We start from the raw sequence: 17327 nt of genomic DNA, 5'->3' as shown, positions 1-17327 counted from the left end.
TTCGTGACCCTCTGCGCTCCCGATGTAATAAAAATTTTTGATATTCAATTCTGGACAGCAGGAATTATCAAAGTAGCAATTATAAAGAAAGAAGCTCTCAAAGCAGGAATTCCTAATATTGTGCTGTAGCCTGCTTGATTGCGCTGCAGAGTTCTTCAGGTTTCCTGGAGCTGAGAAGCATTCGTTTTCCAGAAATAAGTTTCAGGATTACAACCGGGCTAACTTTTTTGGAAGACTTTGACACATCAGATTCTTTTCCAGTGAGAGGGTCGTAAACCTTAATTTTGCAGTCCTCCACTACATGTAAAGGGATCTTCTTGAAAGAGAGATTCAGGGGTACCAGGCGAACATATATTCCATCACTTCTTACCTCAGTTATGTGTTTTGTACAGTAAAACATAAGAGGAAAAAATAACCCGAAGATAATCCAGAGCGCAAAAAGGTATGTTCCAGGAATATTATTGATTCCGGCAGGTCTTCTGAAAATCAGGCTATGGATTTCGATATACCAGAGCAGGAGCGCAGGATAAAGGACCAAAATCAGGAAAAATTTGTTCCGCAGATCCTGTACTTCCCTAAAAATTACATCTGTTTTCGGCTGTTCCACAAAATTCCTTCCTTGAAACGTGTCTGATTTATTTATGCTTAAACCAGAAACTCAATTTAGATTGCCTGGCGGGTGGGTGTCTCAGCAGTGCTGAAAATCATCTTATGTCTACTGATTGAATTGCATATAGTGTTTGTACATCCGACTGAATTGTATACCTTTTAATAGTGTTTATTTATGCACCAGCATAGCGACTCAATATTGGAGCAAGGGCAATCACATATAAAATGTTCCTAATTTTCTTTATAAAAACTGAGTAATAAACCTTCCGAAAAAAATGAAAGTTGTATATATTTTTTAATTTAAAAATTTGAGAATAATAAGGGTGAAAAAAGATGATAAAGTTTTGTAAAAACTAAAAAATAATGGAAAAAAGTAGTTCATAAGACGATAACGAACAGAAATTCCCTCGAGCTTTTGAAATCACATATCCTGAGCTTGAAAAAAGGAGTTTTAAAATGGAATTTTGTATATCTGTTGTCTTCTCAAGAAAGTGAATAAAGAATGCAATTCTATTCTTGCCTTTTCTAGACTTTTCTAGCCTTGATTAACATGTATGTTTTCTTTTGTTTAATTTTAATGAACGCATGAAAAGCTTAGGTCTTATATATGCCTCATACGCCATCCCTGCCAAAAGAAACATAAAAAGCATGAACAACGCGAGGACTCCAAATGGGATATTAACCACACTTCATTCCTCCATTCAATGTTTACTCATGCTACTTCAAGCGAATCGTGATGAGAGAAATTTTATCACGATTATATATTATATACGTTTCAATTGTATATGTATTTAGCGTCTTTTCAGCCCATTTCATCTCATACATTGTGACCGTGGATACCTGATAATTCCAGCTATTTATCTACGTCACCACGTCATTCCACAGATTAATTTTCTAAGGGAGTAAACTTACCCTTACCTGACTCTCACCCTCTTGAATTGCCATCTAACGGAGGTGTATTGTAGCTCCATTTGCATGTTAATTTGCCAAATTCTAGGTTTTTTGCGAGGGATGAAGCAGAAAGAAATAAAAGATGAGTCTATCCCGAAACTAATATTATTTTGAAATTACACATTGAGCTCATCCCAAAACCAATTTTTATCTTCATATCAATCAAAGTTGCGCTGGTGCACCCCGCTGCAAGCAACGGGGTATGTTCGCGCCACCGCTCCAAATTCCGTTAAAGGAAATAATAGCCCTAAACAATTTAGTTTGAGCAGAAGTTAATAACCGAAAAATGGAATTGATAATTATTATCATCAACGGTTACCTGGGAAGTTTTCCATCCCCGCAGCAAGCTAGCGGGGTATTCGACTGAGATCAATAAATCCACCTAAATGCACTGACCTCGATTACATCAACTTTCTTATTGCTTCTTCACGAGTTTTTAGCTGTACCGAAGCTTCTAAGTGTAGCTATTTTGACTCTAATAATCCAGCTCATAACTCTTTACTCGCCTGCTTCTAAGGCAGCCTCCTGATACTGATGTATTGTGGAACGAAGTAAAAGATTTAGTCACTTCTGAAACTGGATTTCTTATCATCGATGATACCACTCTCGATAAACCTAATTCCAAATATATTGACCTTGTCTATAGACAATAGAGTGGTAAACATCATCATCAAGTTGTAAATGACATTAATATTAAAACAGTTGTCTGGACAAATAATGAAGCTATAATACCTGTTGACTTTAGGATTTACGACATAGATACTGACGGAAAAACAAAAAACTATCATTTCTTGACATGTTAAATGCAAGAGAACGCGGTTTTAAGCCCGAATTGGTTCTGTTTGATACCTGGTATTCCAGCGTAAAAATCTCAAAGCAATCAGGAATAAAAGCTGGCACTGGTTAACAAGGCTAAAGAAGAACCTGTTAGTTAATCCTGATAAAACTAGCAACGTAGCAATTGAACTGTTGACTATTCTACCAGAAGGAATGACTGTTCATCTGAAAGAATATAGTTTCATAAAGGTATTTTGGATTGTCTCCAAAGATGGAGACACGCAATACTGAGCTACAGATGTGCTGGATATGCAAGAAGAAAGGAAAAAGTTAGCAAAGAAAGCATGGAAGATTGAAGAGTATAATAGAGGAATGAAACAGTTTTGTGGAGTAGAACGCTGTCAGGAAAGGAGAAATACTGTGCGGAGGGCGTATATTCTGATGGGACTAAGAACATTTCTCAGATTTAAATTCCAAAGAATAAAAACAGGAATTAAATGGTTTGAGACAAAATTAAGCATTACAAGAAATGCTGCAAGTCAGTAGATCAGAAATCCAATCTATGAATTAGATTAAAAAGTAAAAAACTCGAAAGTTGCCTCTAAAGCAGGCAAATGCGTATGTCCTATATTTTATCATTCCTGCCAAAAATTGTTATTTTTCCCGATTCTGCCTTTATAAACTCTGTTAACATCATCTATTTAAGTAAATGCCTCCAATCCTACTGTAAAAATATAATGCTATAAAGAAATGTTATGAAGAAATGCTCAGAAAAGATTCTATTGAAAGCTTAAGGAGAGAATTTCGTGACAATAATAAATACCTCACAAGGAGTAGGAGGCATCCTGAACAGCTTCAAGGGCCTTGTCGAAAGCGCAAAGAAGATCACTTTTGTGGGAACACCAGGGTTCTGCACCCCTTTTGCAGAACTTCTCGGTTTTGTAGTCCGAGACCGGGAACTTGCTTTTATTTCCAGCGAGGATTTTGAGAAAGCTAGATCTATCTTCATGGATTATGAAGGCATGCAGCTTGGAGAACTTACAGATAAGCACGCGGACGTTGTTGTCTTGCTTGGCGGGCTTTCGATGCCGAAAGTAGGGATAAAACCTGAAAAAGCGAAAGAAGTTGCCACAGAAATCCTTGAAGGTTCGGAGAAAGGAAAAATTATTGGAGTCTGCTTCCAGTCCATGTTCGTGAAGCAGAAGTGGGACGAGATAATCAACTTTGACTATATCATTAACTCTGACCTAGCAGTTGAGGTATTGCAAGTCTGAAATTTTCTGAAATCGATTTTCAGGAATTCCTGGGGCTTCGAGGTTGAAAAATTTCCTACCTACATTTTTTTACATTTTCTTTACTCTTTTTTACTCTTCCTCACTTTTCTTTACTTTTCCTCACTTTTCTTTACTCTTTTTTACCTTCCTATTTTCCTAATCCTGTAAATTTTCTAATCAGATACAATTATATCCGATCCTGACTTATGACATATGATAATTATGGGGACAGCTGCTAAAGAAATCAAGGAATTAAAGGGCTTTTTGCCCAGATCTATTGCTTATGCTGGACAGATAAACGAAGATTTTGCCGAAGGGATAGCAAGTTTTTATAAAGCCGTCTGGAGTGAAAGGGAAGGCGGGCTTTCTATAAAACATAAGCATCTAATGGTCTTTGCTATAGCCTGCTCAAGCAACAATATACAGAGTGCAGTCAAAATCCTCGAAAGACTTCATAAATTTGGAGCTACAAGAACGGAGATTAATGATGCTATGATGCTCGCGGCCTGGACAGGCGGAATCCAGCATTTCACGGATTTCAGCGCAGCAATACTTAAAGAGATGGAGAAATTAGGTTATTAAGGCTGTTAAGAAAACACTTTTATTAAAACCATTCTTCTTTAATTTTTCAGAAGATTTTACTTACGGTATTTTGTTTTAAAATACTCCCATCTCAAACTTAAAACACTCTCTTCTCAAACACGTTTTACGAGACAGATTAATACATTTTACACAATCTAAAGGTCTAGCAAAAAATGGACTTTCTAGATAGAAAATTGAATGACCCACGAATGTGGATTCTCAAGTTCTTTTTAAAGAAATTCAAAAAATGGATCCGATACGCACAACCTCTTTTCTTCCGCAAAAAGGCTTCACCTCTCGAAAAGTAACCTCTTCCTTAATCGATACACTGATACCCCAGACAGACCTCCTTACGGGCTGCAGGCATCTCTTCCCCTGCAGTTCACAAGATCAAAAAATAGCACCATCAATAATTTGCATAATATGTTGTGTTCTTTGACATGGATGCTGCAAATCACCCCCATAAACTGGGCTTTAACATCTCCAAAGAAGCCCTAAAAGGATGCAGTACGTGCCAATTCTGAAGGACGAAAGATAAGGAAGGGAATCATACCGCTCAAAGCACAAAGCCCTTCAAATGATGCCATTACATGCTTAAAATTGGCTGTATTTTGCGTTATTTCTTTTGCTCAGTGTATCGATCTTTAGCCTCCTGAAGTACAGTGATTGCTGTTTCGAGGCTTTTCCAACCGATAACTTTCACTTGTTTTTTATCTAAGTTCTTATAAGTTTGGAAGAAATGAGTAATTTCCTTAAATAAATGAGGCGGAACCTGGTCGACTGACTCAATATAATTCCACATTGGATCATTCTTTGGAACACATAGGATTTTCTGATCTCTTCCTTTATAATCTTCCATGTCAAATAATGCTATAAGATAGACATCGATTACGCAGCCCGGAAATGTGGGTTCCCAAGTTAGAACCATAGCATCTAAAGGGTCGCCATCAAGGGACAGAGTGTCGGGGAAAAAACCATAATCCGAGGGATATACCATTGAAGAAGAAAGCATTCTGTCGAATTTAATCAGTCTCTTTTCTTTATCATATTCGAATTTGTTCCGGCTCCCTTTTGGAATTTCAACAATTACGCTTTCGACCTGTCTTTCAGTCATATCAACACTTCCAACTATTTCTTACTTCCAAGTACTTCCCTAAAAAGAAACTTCCGATTGTGTTTATGGTTAATGTACTACTGGAAAATTGACGAAGCTGTTTTGAATCCATCCACCTAAAATATATCTATATATAGTACCTATGAAGCCTATACCTACCAATAAAACAGTATGCACATTAAAACCTCAATAATTGATGTAGAAGTCATCAGCATAAAAGGTTTAGATTATAAAGTCTAGGCGGACTTCATCACCTATAGGTTACCTTTTTCCTTGCATTAAATAAATAGTTTGCTCAAAAGCTTCGTCTAGCGGAGTATAGTTATTGTCATCGAGCTTATCCTAAAACAAAAAGAATCTCTGAGTTTTCAAATTCCGAATGACCAATAAGTTTCCTATCACGAAAATGGCTTTTAAATTTTTATTTCAGTCAATACCCCGCTAGCTTGCTGCGGGGATGGGAAAACTTCCCAGGTAACCGTTGATGATTATATAATTTATCAATTCCATTTTTCGGTTATTAACTTCTGCTCAAACTAAATTGTTTAGGGCTATTATTTCCTTTAACGGAATTTGGAGCGGTGGCGCGAACATACCCCGTTGCTTGCAGCGGGGTGCGCCAGCGCAACTTTGATTGATCTCTCAAAATTTAAACACATTGTCTATTTTATTTACTTCAAGTGTGTAAGTTGGCAGTGTTGCAAATTTTCTGTGAATTCAACGTCAAATTATTGCATACTGAATGAAATTTGGTTCTCTTGAGGCGGGATTTATTCCCCAATAACTTATTGAGATTTGTGATTTTACAGCAAATTAGGCACACTGCCGGCTCATAGGGAAAAACGTTTGCCTAAAATCTTATTAAGAGAAAGATTGGAAGATATTTAATACATTAAATAAGAAAATCATTCCTAGTGTATCGATTCCAGATTACATCCATAAACCTAAACTTCAAAATCCATCTCGTGATCAATAAATCCCTCACCAAATAATGGAGTTATTTGGGAATCGAAGCACTAGATTACTGATCATTTTTTATGGACCATCTCTAAAAGCCTAATCAAGAGAATCATGGACTGGAACGATGAGAGCGGGAAATCTGGGAGATATTCTATATATCGGAAAAAAGCTTCGTGGCTACCTTTTTGGTACTGCCTGCGCAGATGCCCTCGGCCGCCCGGTAGAACATCTAACCCTTGAGCAAATCAAAAATAAGTACGGAGAAAAAGGAATCCTTGAACTCCCGCCCAATTCTCCCTGGACTGATGATACTCAATTAATGCTTGTACTTGCCAGGGCTCTGCTTCGAGGAGCAGAACTTAAATTTCCCGAGCTTATGGACAAGATAGCAGAGGAACTTGTACTCTGGCTGGATGAACCTGACCTGGGCGCAGGAGCAACTACCAGAGGTGCAGCCCTGAATCTTAAGGACGGAATTCACTGGAGCAATTCCGGACTAAATTCAAAAACATGTGGAAGCCTCATGCGGGTTGGAATCCTTGGCTTTATCTTCCGGAACGATCCTGAAAAACTGATTAAAGCAGCTTCAATTTCCGGCAGAATTACTCATACCCATCCAGTTTCAGAAGCTGCTTCCCTTGCAGGGGCATACGCCGTAAAATTGGCTCTTGACGAGGTGGAACCCAGGGAAATGTTTGAACCACTTCTTGAGGTAACTCAGGGAATTTCTCAAGAATTCACTCAGGCACTGAAAAGTTCCTATAAAACGGCTTATAGCGACATTGGAGACGAAGAAGGTTTGAAGAAACTCGGACAGGGCTGGTACGCGGATGAAACTTTTGCTCTGGCATACTTCTGCATATTACGTTATCCGAATGATTATAAAAAAGCAGTACAGACCGCAGTAAACATTACCGGAGACTCAGATTCAGTTGCGAGTGTGGCAGGAGGCATTCTTGGAGCTCGGATGGGAATTGACGCAGTGCCTGCTCTCTGGATTGAAGCGCTTAAAGAGAAAGAAAAACTAGAGGAAATGGTCGGGCTTTTGCTTGAAAAGTATTTTCAGCTTTCAGGGAGCAAATTGAGATCTTGAGGTTCGACTGGGGTCCTGAAGTTCGGTTGAGGTCTTGAAGTTGAATTGAGATTTTGAAGTAAATTGAGGTCTTGAAATGGATTTTTCCAAAAAAAATGGTTATTCCAAAAAAAATGTTTACTCTGAAAAAAATGACTATTCTGAAAAAGATAGTTTTTCCGAAAAAGGCGTCTATTGTTTAATATTCGAAAATCGAGCTTGCAAGATCGAGGTGGGTAAAAAGGGGAACTTTTCTTTCTATCCAGGATTTCATATCTATGTGGGATCGGCTCTGGGGCCAGGAGGCCTTAAAAGGGCACAGAGGCATATCAACCTTTCCCAAAATCGGGACCGAAGTCCCAGATGGCACGTAGATTATCTTCATCTGAGTCCTGCTTTCAGACTGGTTTCAGTAGTTTATGCCTTTACTTCTGCTCGGCTTGAATGTGCACTTGCCAGCAGGATCGGAGGGGATTCGGTGTCCGGCTTCGGGTGTACAGACTGTGCATGCAGCTCTCATCTATTTTATAGAACCAATAATCCTCTTTCAGAGATCAATAAAGCTTTTGAAGCCCTTGGACTTTCTACCCTTGTGCTGGAACTTTAACCATGGATCTTCTTTTCTCTATATACTGTAGGAAAGCTTAAGGTAAAGCAGGGTTTATTATATTATCAAAAAAATAGGGTTGTTTAATCAGGGGATGTTCAATGGAACAATTCTCTTTTATTGCCTGCATGCCTGACAGACCCGGAGCATTGCACAGGGCAGCCGAAATCATCAAGCGGTACGAGGGAAATATTAACCGGATTCAGTACGACCACAGGATAGATACGCACACCGTTTTCTTTGAAGTGACTTCTGTTTCGCAGGCTTATGAGAAGATTCGCGAAGAACTGGGAAAAATAGGCTATCTTCAGACTTCCCTTCAGCCTGTAGCTTTCGTGAAATTCCATGTCTATCTCCCGAACTGTTCTGGCGCTTTATTTGACTTTCTGAATCATATTACCTCATCGGGAGCAAACATTACTTTTCTTGATTTTGATGATCGGGGACAACATCCTGAAAGGCTTGTTGTAGGTCTTCACATTGAAAACCCTAACATGATAGATGCTCTCCTGAACCAGCTTAAGTCCAGATACCGGCTAGATATTTTAGAATATGATACAACCGGGGAGAAACTTGACGATACGGTATTTTACCTCAGGCTGGCCCAGAAGCTAAGGTCGTTTATCGGAAGTGCTGAAGATGCTTTTTTGATGAGGTTCCTGCATGACATTAATCATATTACCCAGGAACTATCAAACCTTCAGAAAGACCCTATTGAGGTTTTTGAGAACATCTTGAAAGTTGGGGATTGCCTTAACCGGACATCAGGAGACAATTTTTATGCCGATGTACAGAGGGTCAGAATAAAGGACGATATTGAACTTTTCTGTTTTCAACCTCCATGTGGAGGAAACATCTATCTCTTTGATACCCCTTCCGAAAGGGTCATGATTGACACAGGGTATGGAATTTATTACCAAGACATCGTGAATATGCTCCAGTATTACGGGCTTGGAGATCTGAGCCGGTTGAAGATCTATATTACTCATGCCGATGCCGATCACTGTGGGGCTGCTGGTTGTTTTCCTGTACCTTCCTATCTCAATCGCGAAACTTTTCTGATCACACGGGAAACCAGCAGAGCCTATGGGTCAAGCAGCCAGGGTTGTATTCTGGAAGAGGTCTATACGAAGATAATTAACCTTTTTTCCAGGTTTACTCCTCCTTCAAACACAGTTCTCTTTCCCGAAATCTCTCTCTCAGGCGAAACAATCGAAAAACGGGGCGAGTTCCCTATTATTGCTCGGTTTCGGATCGGCGACCTTGAGTTCGAAGCCCTTGCAGGGATGGGCGGGCATATGCATGGAGAAGTTTTCTATCTCTGCTCAGAAGAGGGACTGCTCTTTCCTGAAGACGCAGTGATCAATTTCAAAAGTTTGAGCCCTGATAGAACGGAATATAATGTTCTGGCTGATTATCTTATGACATCGGTGAATGTTGACAGCAAGCTTGCGCGAAAAGAAAGGCAGGCCCTTCTTTCCCTCATTTCCGATATTGATGAACAACTTGCTGGAAAAAACAAAAAATGCCTGATCTGCTGTGGGCATGGTTCAATATCCGTACTGGATAATGGAAAACTTGTCGAATACACAGGGTCGGAGAGGTATGTTGCAGGGCAAAAATGTATCTCTCAAGAAAATTTGTGAAAATTTAACCAAAAAGATCAGAATAAAATCTAAAAATCGAATCTCGAATATAATTAAAGATAGAACAATTAAAAATCAAAAAACCAAAGATCTACAGACCAATGATCCACGTTTACGTTTGCTTCTGTTAAAGGAGTTACTCGGATTTTCCTAACTTTAAAAACTCAGTCTTTATCATCGATCGGGGGTAAATCCGATATCTTTTGTATTTAAGATCAACGTATAAACATAAAGAATACTGGCAATGACATTTCTGGAAGAACTGGTTTACTCTCCTCCTCTCCCTCCGAATCCCTGGCTACTTCCTCCAGACGAGGGGTCGCCTTCTCCAGTTTCACCAACTCCGGTTCCACCGAATGACTGGCTTTTTCCGCCTCCACCTCTGCCGGCTTGCTGACTTGCCGCTTCCATAGCTTTCATAAGAGAATCGGCTGACTCATATTCCCTATCAGGAATCATTTGCAAATTTTCAATTATATCACTGGAAATGTTTTGTCTTGTAGCGTGTTCTATTATCTGGTCTTTTGTCATTGGAAACTGCATGTTTCTAAACATTTCCTGCATCATGCTAGGACTTGCCTTCATACCTTTCACCTTCCCCATGTTTTATGGATTTACCCACAAATTAAACAATAATATTAATCATATATTTATATATATAAATACTCAATTATTTAATTTAAAATCAGCTCTCTTGTTACTGGAATTTCTCCTCAAGAGTGATATTACTTTGTCTGACATGTGCTGTAAAAATCCGACATGAAACGTTTTAGGAAAACATTTTGTAAAAGAGATGCGAGGGGTGCGATTCGAACGCACGAATTCCTACGAAAATGGGTCCTAAGCCCATCGCCTTTGACCTAGCTGGGCAACCCTCGCACTAATGTTTGATTCATTACTTCATTTAATGTGTTTAATTTAATATAAAATAGGAAAAAGAGCAGTTCAAATTTTCTTATTAAATAATTATTAGATGCGCCGACCGGGATTTGAACCCGGGTTTTGGGCTTGGAAGGCCCAAGTCATAGCCGCTAGACCATCAACGCAAACTGCAACACATCTAGAGGTATTTGTAATATATATTCTTTTCGCTGCTCTAATATTATGTTCTTCTTTACTATATTTTCTGTAGCTTTAGCAGTCAAAGAATTTCTAATAAACTTCTCTGTGAATACATTTTTATAATTTTATAAACTGGACGGGCTAAGTTCAGATACTCGTTTGAAATTGTCCAGTAGAGGTTTAAGACTGGATTGAATATACAATCTGCCATAAACGGATATACAGTCCACTTATGCCATCGATCAATTATATCTCCTACTTTTATATAATTAGTTTTATCTTATTGTCAACCTTCGTTTTCTACTGGAAGGATTTTTCTAACACATATATATAAGAGTATATTGTAAAAAATACACTCTCAATATTGATATTTCATTACTCTGTTAAAACCATATTTTTTATTGAACTTCTTATTTTTTATTGATTTTTTAATAAAAATACTCTTTTTCCTGTACCTATCTTTCAAATTATTATTATTTGAAATTCGAAGTGATGTCACTTCTTAAATGTAACAGCAATTTTATCCTGATATTGGGATCACAAATATCATTTCTTCATACTATTGAGGGTGAATATCTAATCTTCCTGATCTCTTATCCCCTTAATCTCTTATCTTCTTGATCTCTTATCCCCTTAATCTCTTATCTTCTTGATCTCTTGTCTTCCTGTTTTCGATCGGGATATCTCTCTGATGTAGGATAGGTATCTCTTCTACAGGGCTGAATATAAATCTCAAAAGAGACTTTCGTCTTTTATACGATCTGGTTCTAGGGCTTGGCCTGAAAGTTATTCTATCCTGAGGCATGGTTTATCTGGAGTTATTTACTCCGAAGTTCTTTATTCCGGATTTTCGGTCAAGCTGTTTCCCATAGTTTGAATATCCTTTTGTATAACTGATAAAACATTCAGAGCTTAACAAAAAGTTAATGTAATGATCGCGTTATACGGAGTTTTAAATGAATAAAAAAAGAGAATACTGCTCGCACTTTTTCTTACTGCTGGTCTGTTCTGGCGTATGTGCTATGGCGTATTCTTTATACGCCTGCACGATATTGAGTCTCCGGATAGTCGTTTTGTAATAGTCTAAGTTCTATCTGATACCCCAGCTCATATCGGGCAAAAAGTAAAATTCCCAAAATAATTATAATATTCCAAAAAATAAAGGTAAATTCTAGAAAATTATTCGATATGGAAATCTAGAGATGGCCCCCAAAATGACAGTTTTTGAACTAAGGGACGAAAATAATGAGAACTTGAAGGTTCATCTAAAATATACCGGCTGCTTTCCTTCTAACTTTGCTGAAGGAAAAAGTAGGTATTTGCGAAAAGGTGTTTCTCAACTTAAGCTTGAAGCGAATAAGATCGTTGCCGGATGCCCGTCTAAGTACACGGAGTAATATTGATGAATATTGAAGACTGGGAAGAGTACAGATATGTCGAATCAGGAATAAATAGCTTTATTGCTCAAATGAACGAATCTAGCTTAAAAAAAATGGTAGAACATGTCTGTAATACCGGAGGAAAGCGAATCAGGCCAATTATCCTCCTTCTCTCCAGTGAGATCTGTTCAGGTTCATACCTCCAGAGCCTAGATGCAGCTCTTGCTATTGAAATGATACACTCGGCTTCCCTCATCCATGATGACTTGCTGGATCAGGGACTTATTAGAAGAAACTTGCCTTCGGCCCCTGAAAAATTTGGCCCTTCCGGGGCTCTTTTATGCGGCGATTACCTAATTGCAAAGTGCTTTGAGTTTATTTCTCCGTATGGGGAAAAAGTGGTCCGAGACTTCGGAAAAGCCGGGATGGATATGGCTGAAGGAGAAGTCCTTGATCTTAGACTTGATAAGGACAATTTCGGAGAAAAAAACTATTTCGAATGTATTTACAAAAAAACGGCTTCTTTATTTGCCATCAGCGCTTCTATAGGGGCATATACTGGAGGGGCTGACGAAGTCCTGGTCAGGCGTTTTAATCTTTTTGGAAATTGCCTGGGAACTGCATACCAGATTGTTGACGATATTCTTGAGTTTCTGGAAGTAGTCGAAGGCAAGGAATCGAAATTCACATCTGAAACTCTGCCGCATGTGTACATGAAGAATATGTCAAAGGAAGAAGCAATAGAAAAATCTATAGATGCTGTAAAGCTGCGTGTTAATGCCGCAAAAGAAACCCTTTTGACATTTAAAGCGTGTCCGGCAAGGGACAAACTCTTTCAGATTACCGATTATATAACTGTCGATATGCTTGAGATTGTTTAATTGCTCAGCTTTTCCTGAAAAATGAATTGCAACTATGTTAAATTCCCTGCACGTAAATGGAAAAATAATATTATTTAGTTTCTATCTAACCTATAAGTCTTCTAACTTTTGCCAACAACTTTACCAGGTGTATCCATGCGAGTATATGATAGTCCGGTGCTTAAGGTAAATGCCAGTACAGAAAACGAAAAAATGGTGCTTGATGCAGAAGGTCCTCTTTCTCAGCTTGCAAAACCGTTCCTCAAGCGCATAAATAGCATTTTTGCGGAAGAAAAACCCATTTCAATGGATGAAAACGAGATTATTTTCTCTACATGGATCCCACCTATTCCGGGGCCTGTTTTCAGCCGGGTGATAGGTGCTGAGATTGCAGCTATCCGAAAAAAAAGAGTCCCTGATCAGTTCTCAATAGGAATTACGGCTCGCTGTCCTAACCGCTGTATCCACTGCGGAGCAGCTGGTATCAAGCCAGAAAAGGAACTTACTCTGGATGAGATCTCCGGAGTTGTAGACCAGAGCCTGGAGCTTGGGTCCTATCTTATTTCTTTCGACGGCGGAGAGACTATGCTTCGAGATGATCTCGTAGAGATGGTAGCCAGAGTAGATAAATCCAGGGCAATTGCTACCTGTTTCACCTCAGGTTTCAAGCTTTCTGAAGAACGGGCAAAGGAGCTTAAAGCCGCAGGGTTATACGCCTCAAGAATTAGTCTGGACAGCCCATTTGAAGCCGAACATGACCGCATTCGGGGTCGAGAAGGGGCATATAGGGATGCAATTGCTGGAATCAAAAATTCAATAGCTGCCGGGATTCTTAATGATATGTTTGTGGTTGTTTCTCCTCACAATATCGATGACCTTGAGGAATTTTACAACCTTGCATTTAACCTTGGAATGCATGAGCTCTCTATCTATGAAATTATTGCAGTCGGGCGCTGGCTTGAGCATGAAGATGAGGTAATAGGGGAGAAAGATGTCTCAAGGCTTGAGAAATTCCAGAAAAAAATGAACTCTAAACCTGAGGGTCCCAGGGTCACCGCATTCCCATATTTTATGGGCCCGAGTCTTTTTGGGTGTTTTGCAGGCAGACGATGGATGCATGTTGCTTCGGATGGGGAAGTAATGCCATGTGCCTATACTCCTCTCTCCTTCGGAAATATCCGTGAAGACTCCTTGGAAGCTATCTGGAAGCGTATGGGTAAGCATAATGCCTATAAAAAGGACAATGCCGCTTATTGCATGATGCGCAACCCCGATTTCCGGAAGGAATATATTCATACCATACCTCAGGGCGCAAAAATCCCTTACAGGGTTAAATAACATTTTTTATGTTATTTTTAATTTTGTTTTTTTAATTGCCGGTGAGAAAAATAAATGGTTTCAGAGCGTTTTTCCTGAAATTCTCCTTTTTTCTCAAAGAATTGACTTATTCTCTGATTTATTTATTGGATACTGATATCTGCATACCAGATCCGTATCCCTTCGGAGCCTGGAATTAAGTCTATTTTTAGAACGTTAGCTTTTGAATGGTTTGATTTTCCCAAAACTGAACTACACTAAAGAAAAATTTTACAGTTTTGGTCAAATAAAGTAATCTCTGTTTCTTATCCAAAGAAACATTCAATAGCTTTTATTTGAAAAAAAAGAAGCTAAAATACCTTTTCTAAATTGATTCATCTATAATTTTTTAACTGATTTTAATAAAGTCTTGAATATATTCTTTAGATTTTACTCAACTTATTCGGGTTACGCTTCACATTTTACTTTTTGCATTCTATTTGATAATTTTTCAATACTTAATTATATTTCACTGTGTAGATCCAATTATTTTTTACTGTTATATTTAATCTTTTTCATTTTAACCCAATATTTTGTTATTTATATTTATACTTTTCTTAAAAATTTCTTACACACTGGATATGTAATGATTTTTCATTATATTTATCCGCCTATTCTCTGATAAAACCGAAGCTGTTATATAGTTCTTTCGCGAAGGATTTGTTAACTACCTCCATTGGAGTAGGGATTTTTAATTATTAATTTATATATTAAAATTTGAGAGACGGAGATTCGCATGGCTAAAAATGAAATCTTATCTGAGATCAAAAAAGCAGAAGAGAATGCAACAAAAATGATTGATGAAGCCATTGAAGTAAAAAACAAACGTATCTCTGATGCTCGAGCTGAAGCTAGAGAAATCCTGAAACAAGGTGAAATTGATTCACATAAATCTGCACAGGATTCTTTCAAATCCGGTGAAGAAAAAGTCTTGGTTGAGAGAGACAGGGTTCTTAAAGATGGTGAACAAGATGCTTTAGCCATGGCCCAAAAAGCTCAAGCTAACGTTGACAAAGCCGTTGATTACCTGTTAATAGAGTTTGAGAGGGCGGTCCATGAGTAGACCCAAAAGGATGACAAAAGCCATAATTGTTGGGCATAAAAGCGTTTTAAAAGAAACCATTGATGCACTGCATGATTCTAATCTCCTTCATATTGAAGATTTTATTGAAGATGAATCTGGTTTTAAGATCAGCAAGCCATTTAAAAACGCAGAAGAAGTATCTAAAAAGCTTGTGAAGATCCGCTCGATTTCCAATTATTTGGGGATTGAACAAACAAGACCGGCAGTTCAGAAAGCTGATTCAGTTCTGCGTGAACTTGATACAAAGCTAAGTGTACTGGATAAGGCCATATCAGAAAAATCTGAAACAATCAGTAAATATGAGGCTGAATTAAAGGATCTGGAGAATCAAAAAAAGGATCTTCTCCCATTCTTGTCCATAAATCTGGACTTTGATTATTATCGAGGCTATGAAAACCTGAAAGTTTTTGCAGGCTCAATCAAAGGAGATTTGGAAGAAGGTCAAATCTCAAGCATCACACAAGCCTACGAATTGTACTTTGACCCCCAAGCAAAAACAGTGGTGCTGTTCGTAGATAAAAAGGACGCTGAAAAAGTCCAAGAATTGCTTCAGAGTTTTGAGTTCAGAGAGCTCAGAGTCCCGGAAAGAGGTGGTATTCCAAGCGAGTTGTTAAGAGCAACAGAACAAAGAGAGGCTGAAGCCTCGAGGAAGGTCGAGTCGCTAAAAGGAGAAGTCGAATCCATAAAAGCACAATACGCGGATTTCCTCCTTGCTAGTGATGAAGTCTTAAGTATCGAAAATCAGAAGGCAGAACTGCCCTTGAGAATCGCGACGTCTAAAAATGCCTTTATTATAGAAGGCTGGACTCCCAGCGATAACTACGATACCTTGGTCAACACTGTTAGTGATGCTACATCTGGCCGGGCATATGTTACCTCACTCAAAATAGAAGAGGAAGATGAAGAAGACGGACATATACCTGTCGAGTATAATAACTCGAAACTAGCACAACCAATGCAGGAGATCATGGAACTGTACTCTAGGCCCAAATACACCGAAATCGATCCCACTTCAATTATATTCATTGCGTTTCCATTTATTTACGGGATGATCCTTGGAGATGTTGGGTATGCAATTATTCTGGGAGCAATGGCGCTGGCGCTTAAATCACTTATAAAATCAGATGCAGTAAAGCCTTTAATGAATATTCTGATATATAGTGAGATATCAGCATTTATATTTGGTATTATTTATGGTGAGTTCCTAGGATTCCCGCTAGCGACTACGCATGTCGAAGGCAAAACCGTGCAAGGTTTATTTCCATTCTGGAATACAGTTACCCTGTTCCCAGGCCTTTCCGGTGAAGAATTCACATTCCCGGTTCATAGGGCTCACATGGTAATGACCATGATTGCAATATCTATCTTTGTAGGACTGATCCATCTAAATCTTGGATATATTCTCGGTTTTATAAACGTTTCCAAGGAACATGGAGTAAAGCTTGCAGTTCTTGAAAAAGGCAGTTGGATAATTATTGAGCTTGGTGTGCTCGTTGCAGCTATCGGCTATTTAGGTGGTATTTCTGGGCTGACTTATGTCGGTGCTATTATTCTTCTTCTCGGAGTAGTATTCCTCGCTATGGGTGAGGGTATTGCTGGTATAGTTGAATTGCCATCTCTTATGGGTAACGCGTTATCTTATGCCCGTATTATAGCAGTCGGTTTGTCTTCGATTTACATCGCATCAACGGTCAATGACATTGCTTTTAAAATGATCTGGGCTGATCATTCAAAGATAGGTATCGCGGCAATAGGTGCAATAATCGTGTTCATACTCGGGCATGCTCTTAACACAGCCCTGAGTATCATCGCTCCCGGTCTGCACGCACTCAGGTTGCAGTATGTAGAATTCTTTGGAAAATTCTATGAAGGCGGGGGCAGAAAATTCAATCCATTTGGTTATATAAGAAAATATACGGAGGAATAAAAACTATGGCAGACGTAGGAACATTAACAACATTGCTGGGAGATGCAGGACTTAAAGCAATTGGTGC

The 17327-nt window shown here is 38.7% G+C and carries 13 protein-coding genes, 2 tRNA genes, 1 pseudogene and 1 riboswitch; of the genes and pseudogenes, 11 read left to right on the top strand and 5 right to left on the bottom strand.

All coding sequences use genetic code 11. From position 1 onward, the window contains the following. Positions 1 to 112: 112 nt before the first annotated feature. Complete coding sequence (locus BP621_RS03050; protein WP_292387890.1) at positions 113 to 607, bottom strand: DUF6141 family protein; 495 nt, start codon at positions 605 to 607, stop codon at positions 113 to 115. Positions 608 to 1917: 1310 nt separating this feature from the next. On the opposite strand from BP621_RS03050, the pseudogene BP621_RS03045 reads away from it, so the two are divergent. From BP621_RS03045 to BP621_RS03035, 3 genes and pseudogenes are all read left to right on the top strand, one after another. Continuing rightward, positions 1918 to 2883: pseudogene (locus tag BP621_RS03045) on the top strand (IS701 family transposase). A 260-nt stretch (positions 2884 to 3143) separates the two neighbouring features. Continuing rightward, positions 3144 to 3611, top strand: a complete 468-nt coding sequence (locus tag BP621_RS03040) for a DUF2124 family protein (RefSeq protein WP_292387889.1) — start codon at positions 3144 to 3146, stop codon at positions 3609 to 3611. A gap of 222 nt (positions 3612 to 3833) precedes the next feature. After that, the gene (locus tag BP621_RS03035) at positions 3834 to 4193 is read left to right on the top strand and encodes a carboxymuconolactone decarboxylase family protein (protein ID WP_292387891.1); all 360 of its coding nucleotides are present in this window, start codon (positions 3834 to 3836) and stop codon (positions 4191 to 4193) included. A 616-nt stretch (positions 4194 to 4809) separates the two neighbouring features. On the opposite strand, the gene BP621_RS03030 is transcribed toward BP621_RS03035, so the two are convergent. Next, positions 4810 to 5307: an inorganic diphosphatase gene (locus tag BP621_RS03030; protein ID WP_292387888.1), complete on the bottom strand. Its 498-nt coding sequence runs from the start codon at positions 5305 to 5307 to the stop codon at positions 4810 to 4812. 192 nt (positions 5308 to 5499) lie between these two features. Continuing rightward, positions 5500 to 5571, bottom strand: a riboswitch (Fluoride riboswitch). A gap of 820 nt (positions 5572 to 6391) precedes the next feature. Between BP621_RS03030 and BP621_RS03025 the strand changes: the two genes are divergently transcribed. The 3 genes from BP621_RS03025 to BP621_RS03015 all read left to right on the top strand — a co-directional run bounded on the left by BP621_RS03025 (position 6392) and on the right by BP621_RS03015 (position 9592). Next, positions 6392 to 7360 carry an ADP-ribosylglycohydrolase family protein gene (locus BP621_RS03025; RefSeq protein WP_292387887.1) on the top strand — a complete coding sequence of 323 codons (969 nt, stop codon included), beginning with the start codon at positions 6392 to 6394 and terminating at the stop codon, positions 7358 to 7360. Positions 7361 to 7436: 76 nt separating this feature from the next. Continuing rightward, the gene (locus tag BP621_RS03020; protein WP_292387886.1) at positions 7437 to 7946 is read left to right on the top strand and encodes a GIY-YIG nuclease family protein; all 510 of its coding nucleotides are present in this window, start codon (positions 7437 to 7439) and stop codon (positions 7944 to 7946) included. A gap of 101 nt (positions 7947 to 8047) precedes the next feature. Further along, positions 8048 to 9592 carry an MBL fold metallo-hydrolase gene (locus tag BP621_RS03015; RefSeq protein ID WP_292387885.1) on the top strand — a complete coding sequence of 515 codons (1545 nt, stop codon included), beginning with the start codon at positions 8048 to 8050 and terminating at the stop codon, positions 9590 to 9592. A 267-nt stretch (positions 9593 to 9859) separates the two neighbouring features. On the opposite strand, the gene BP621_RS03010 is transcribed toward BP621_RS03015, so the two are convergent. From BP621_RS03010 to BP621_RS03000, 3 genes are all read right to left on the bottom strand, one after another. Further along, on the bottom strand, positions 9860 to 10177 hold the full coding sequence (locus BP621_RS03010; RefSeq protein WP_292387884.1) for a DUF2795 domain-containing protein: 318 nt from the start codon (positions 10175 to 10177) through the stop codon (positions 9860 to 9862). Between the two features lie 209 nt (positions 10178 to 10386). After that, positions 10387 to 10471, bottom strand: a tRNA-Leu gene (locus BP621_RS03005). Positions 10472 to 10566: 95 nt separating this feature from the next. Next, positions 10567 to 10638, bottom strand: a tRNA-Gly gene (locus BP621_RS03000). Positions 10639 to 11868: 1230 nt separating this feature from the next. Here BP621_RS03000 and BP621_RS02995 point away from each other — a divergent pair. The 5 genes from BP621_RS02995 (at position 11869) to BP621_RS02975 (ending at position 17260) form a co-directional block, all read left to right on the top strand. Then, complete coding sequence (locus tag BP621_RS02995) at positions 11869 to 12051, top strand: cytochrome c maturation protein CcmE (RefSeq protein WP_292387883.1); 183 nt, start codon at positions 11869 to 11871, stop codon at positions 12049 to 12051. Positions 12052 to 12056: 5 nt separating this feature from the next. Next, a complete protein-coding gene (locus tag BP621_RS02990) occupies positions 12057 to 12914 on the top strand; it encodes a geranylfarnesyl diphosphate synthase (RefSeq protein WP_292387882.1) in 858 nt (285 codons plus the stop codon). A gap of 135 nt (positions 12915 to 13049) precedes the next feature. Further along, positions 13050 to 14231, top strand: coding sequence for a radical SAM protein (locus BP621_RS02985; protein WP_292387881.1), 1182 nt, complete (start codon positions 13050 to 13052; stop codon positions 14229 to 14231). A gap of 754 nt (positions 14232 to 14985) precedes the next feature. Beyond that, complete coding sequence (ahaH, locus tag BP621_RS02980) at positions 14986 to 15312, top strand: ATP synthase archaeal subunit H (RefSeq protein ID WP_292387880.1); 327 nt, start codon at positions 14986 to 14988, stop codon at positions 15310 to 15312. Further along, complete coding sequence (locus BP621_RS02975) at positions 15305 to 17260, top strand: V-type ATP synthase subunit I (RefSeq protein WP_292387879.1); 1956 nt, start codon at positions 15305 to 15307, stop codon at positions 17258 to 17260. Before ahaH ends, BP621_RS02975 begins: the two co-directional genes overlap by 8 nt. Positions 17261 to 17327: the final 67 nt, after the last annotated feature.

Origin of the sequence: Methanosarcina sp. UBA5 (assembly GCF_002505485.1) — an archaeon.
GTDB lineage: Archaea > Halobacteriota > Methanosarcinia > Methanosarcinales > Methanosarcinaceae > Methanosarcina.
Note: the sequence above shows the minus strand (reverse complement) of the source record. Positions and strands in the feature narration are given on the sequence as shown.

Excerpts from the sequence above, each read along its gene's own strand:
- BP621_RS02985 (WP_292387881.1), top strand. The coding sequence starts at position 13,050 with ATGCGAGTATATGATAGTCCGGTGCTTAAGGTAAATGCCAGTACAGAA.
- BP621_RS03010 (WP_292387884.1), bottom strand. The coding sequence starts at position 10,177 with ATGAAGGCAAGTCCTAGCATGATGCAGGAAATGTTTAGAAACATGCAG.
- BP621_RS03020 (WP_292387886.1), top strand. The coding sequence starts at position 7,437 with ATGGATTTTTCCAAAAAAAATGGTTATTCCAAAAAAAATGTTTACTCT.
- BP621_RS03025 (WP_292387887.1), top strand. The coding sequence starts at position 6,392 with ATGAGAGCGGGAAATCTGGGAGATATTCTATATATCGGAAAAAAGCTT.
- BP621_RS03030 (WP_292387888.1), bottom strand. The coding sequence starts at position 5,307 with ATGACTGAAAGACAGGTCGAAAGCGTAATTGTTGAAATTCCAAAAGGG.
- BP621_RS02975 (WP_292387879.1), top strand. The coding sequence starts at position 15,305 with ATGAGTAGACCCAAAAGGATGACAAAAGCCATAATTGTTGGGCATAAA.
- BP621_RS02990 (WP_292387882.1), top strand. The coding sequence starts at position 12,057 with ATGAATATTGAAGACTGGGAAGAGTACAGATATGTCGAATCAGGAATA.
- ahaH (WP_292387880.1), top strand. The coding sequence starts at position 14,986 with ATGGCTAAAAATGAAATCTTATCTGAGATCAAAAAAGCAGAAGAGAAT.
- BP621_RS03035 (WP_292387891.1), top strand. The coding sequence starts at position 3,834 with ATGGGGACAGCTGCTAAAGAAATCAAGGAATTAAAGGGCTTTTTGCCC.
- BP621_RS02995 (WP_292387883.1), top strand. The coding sequence starts at position 11,869 with ATGACAGTTTTTGAACTAAGGGACGAAAATAATGAGAACTTGAAGGTT.
- BP621_RS03015 (WP_292387885.1), top strand. The coding sequence starts at position 8,048 with ATGGAACAATTCTCTTTTATTGCCTGCATGCCTGACAGACCCGGAGCA.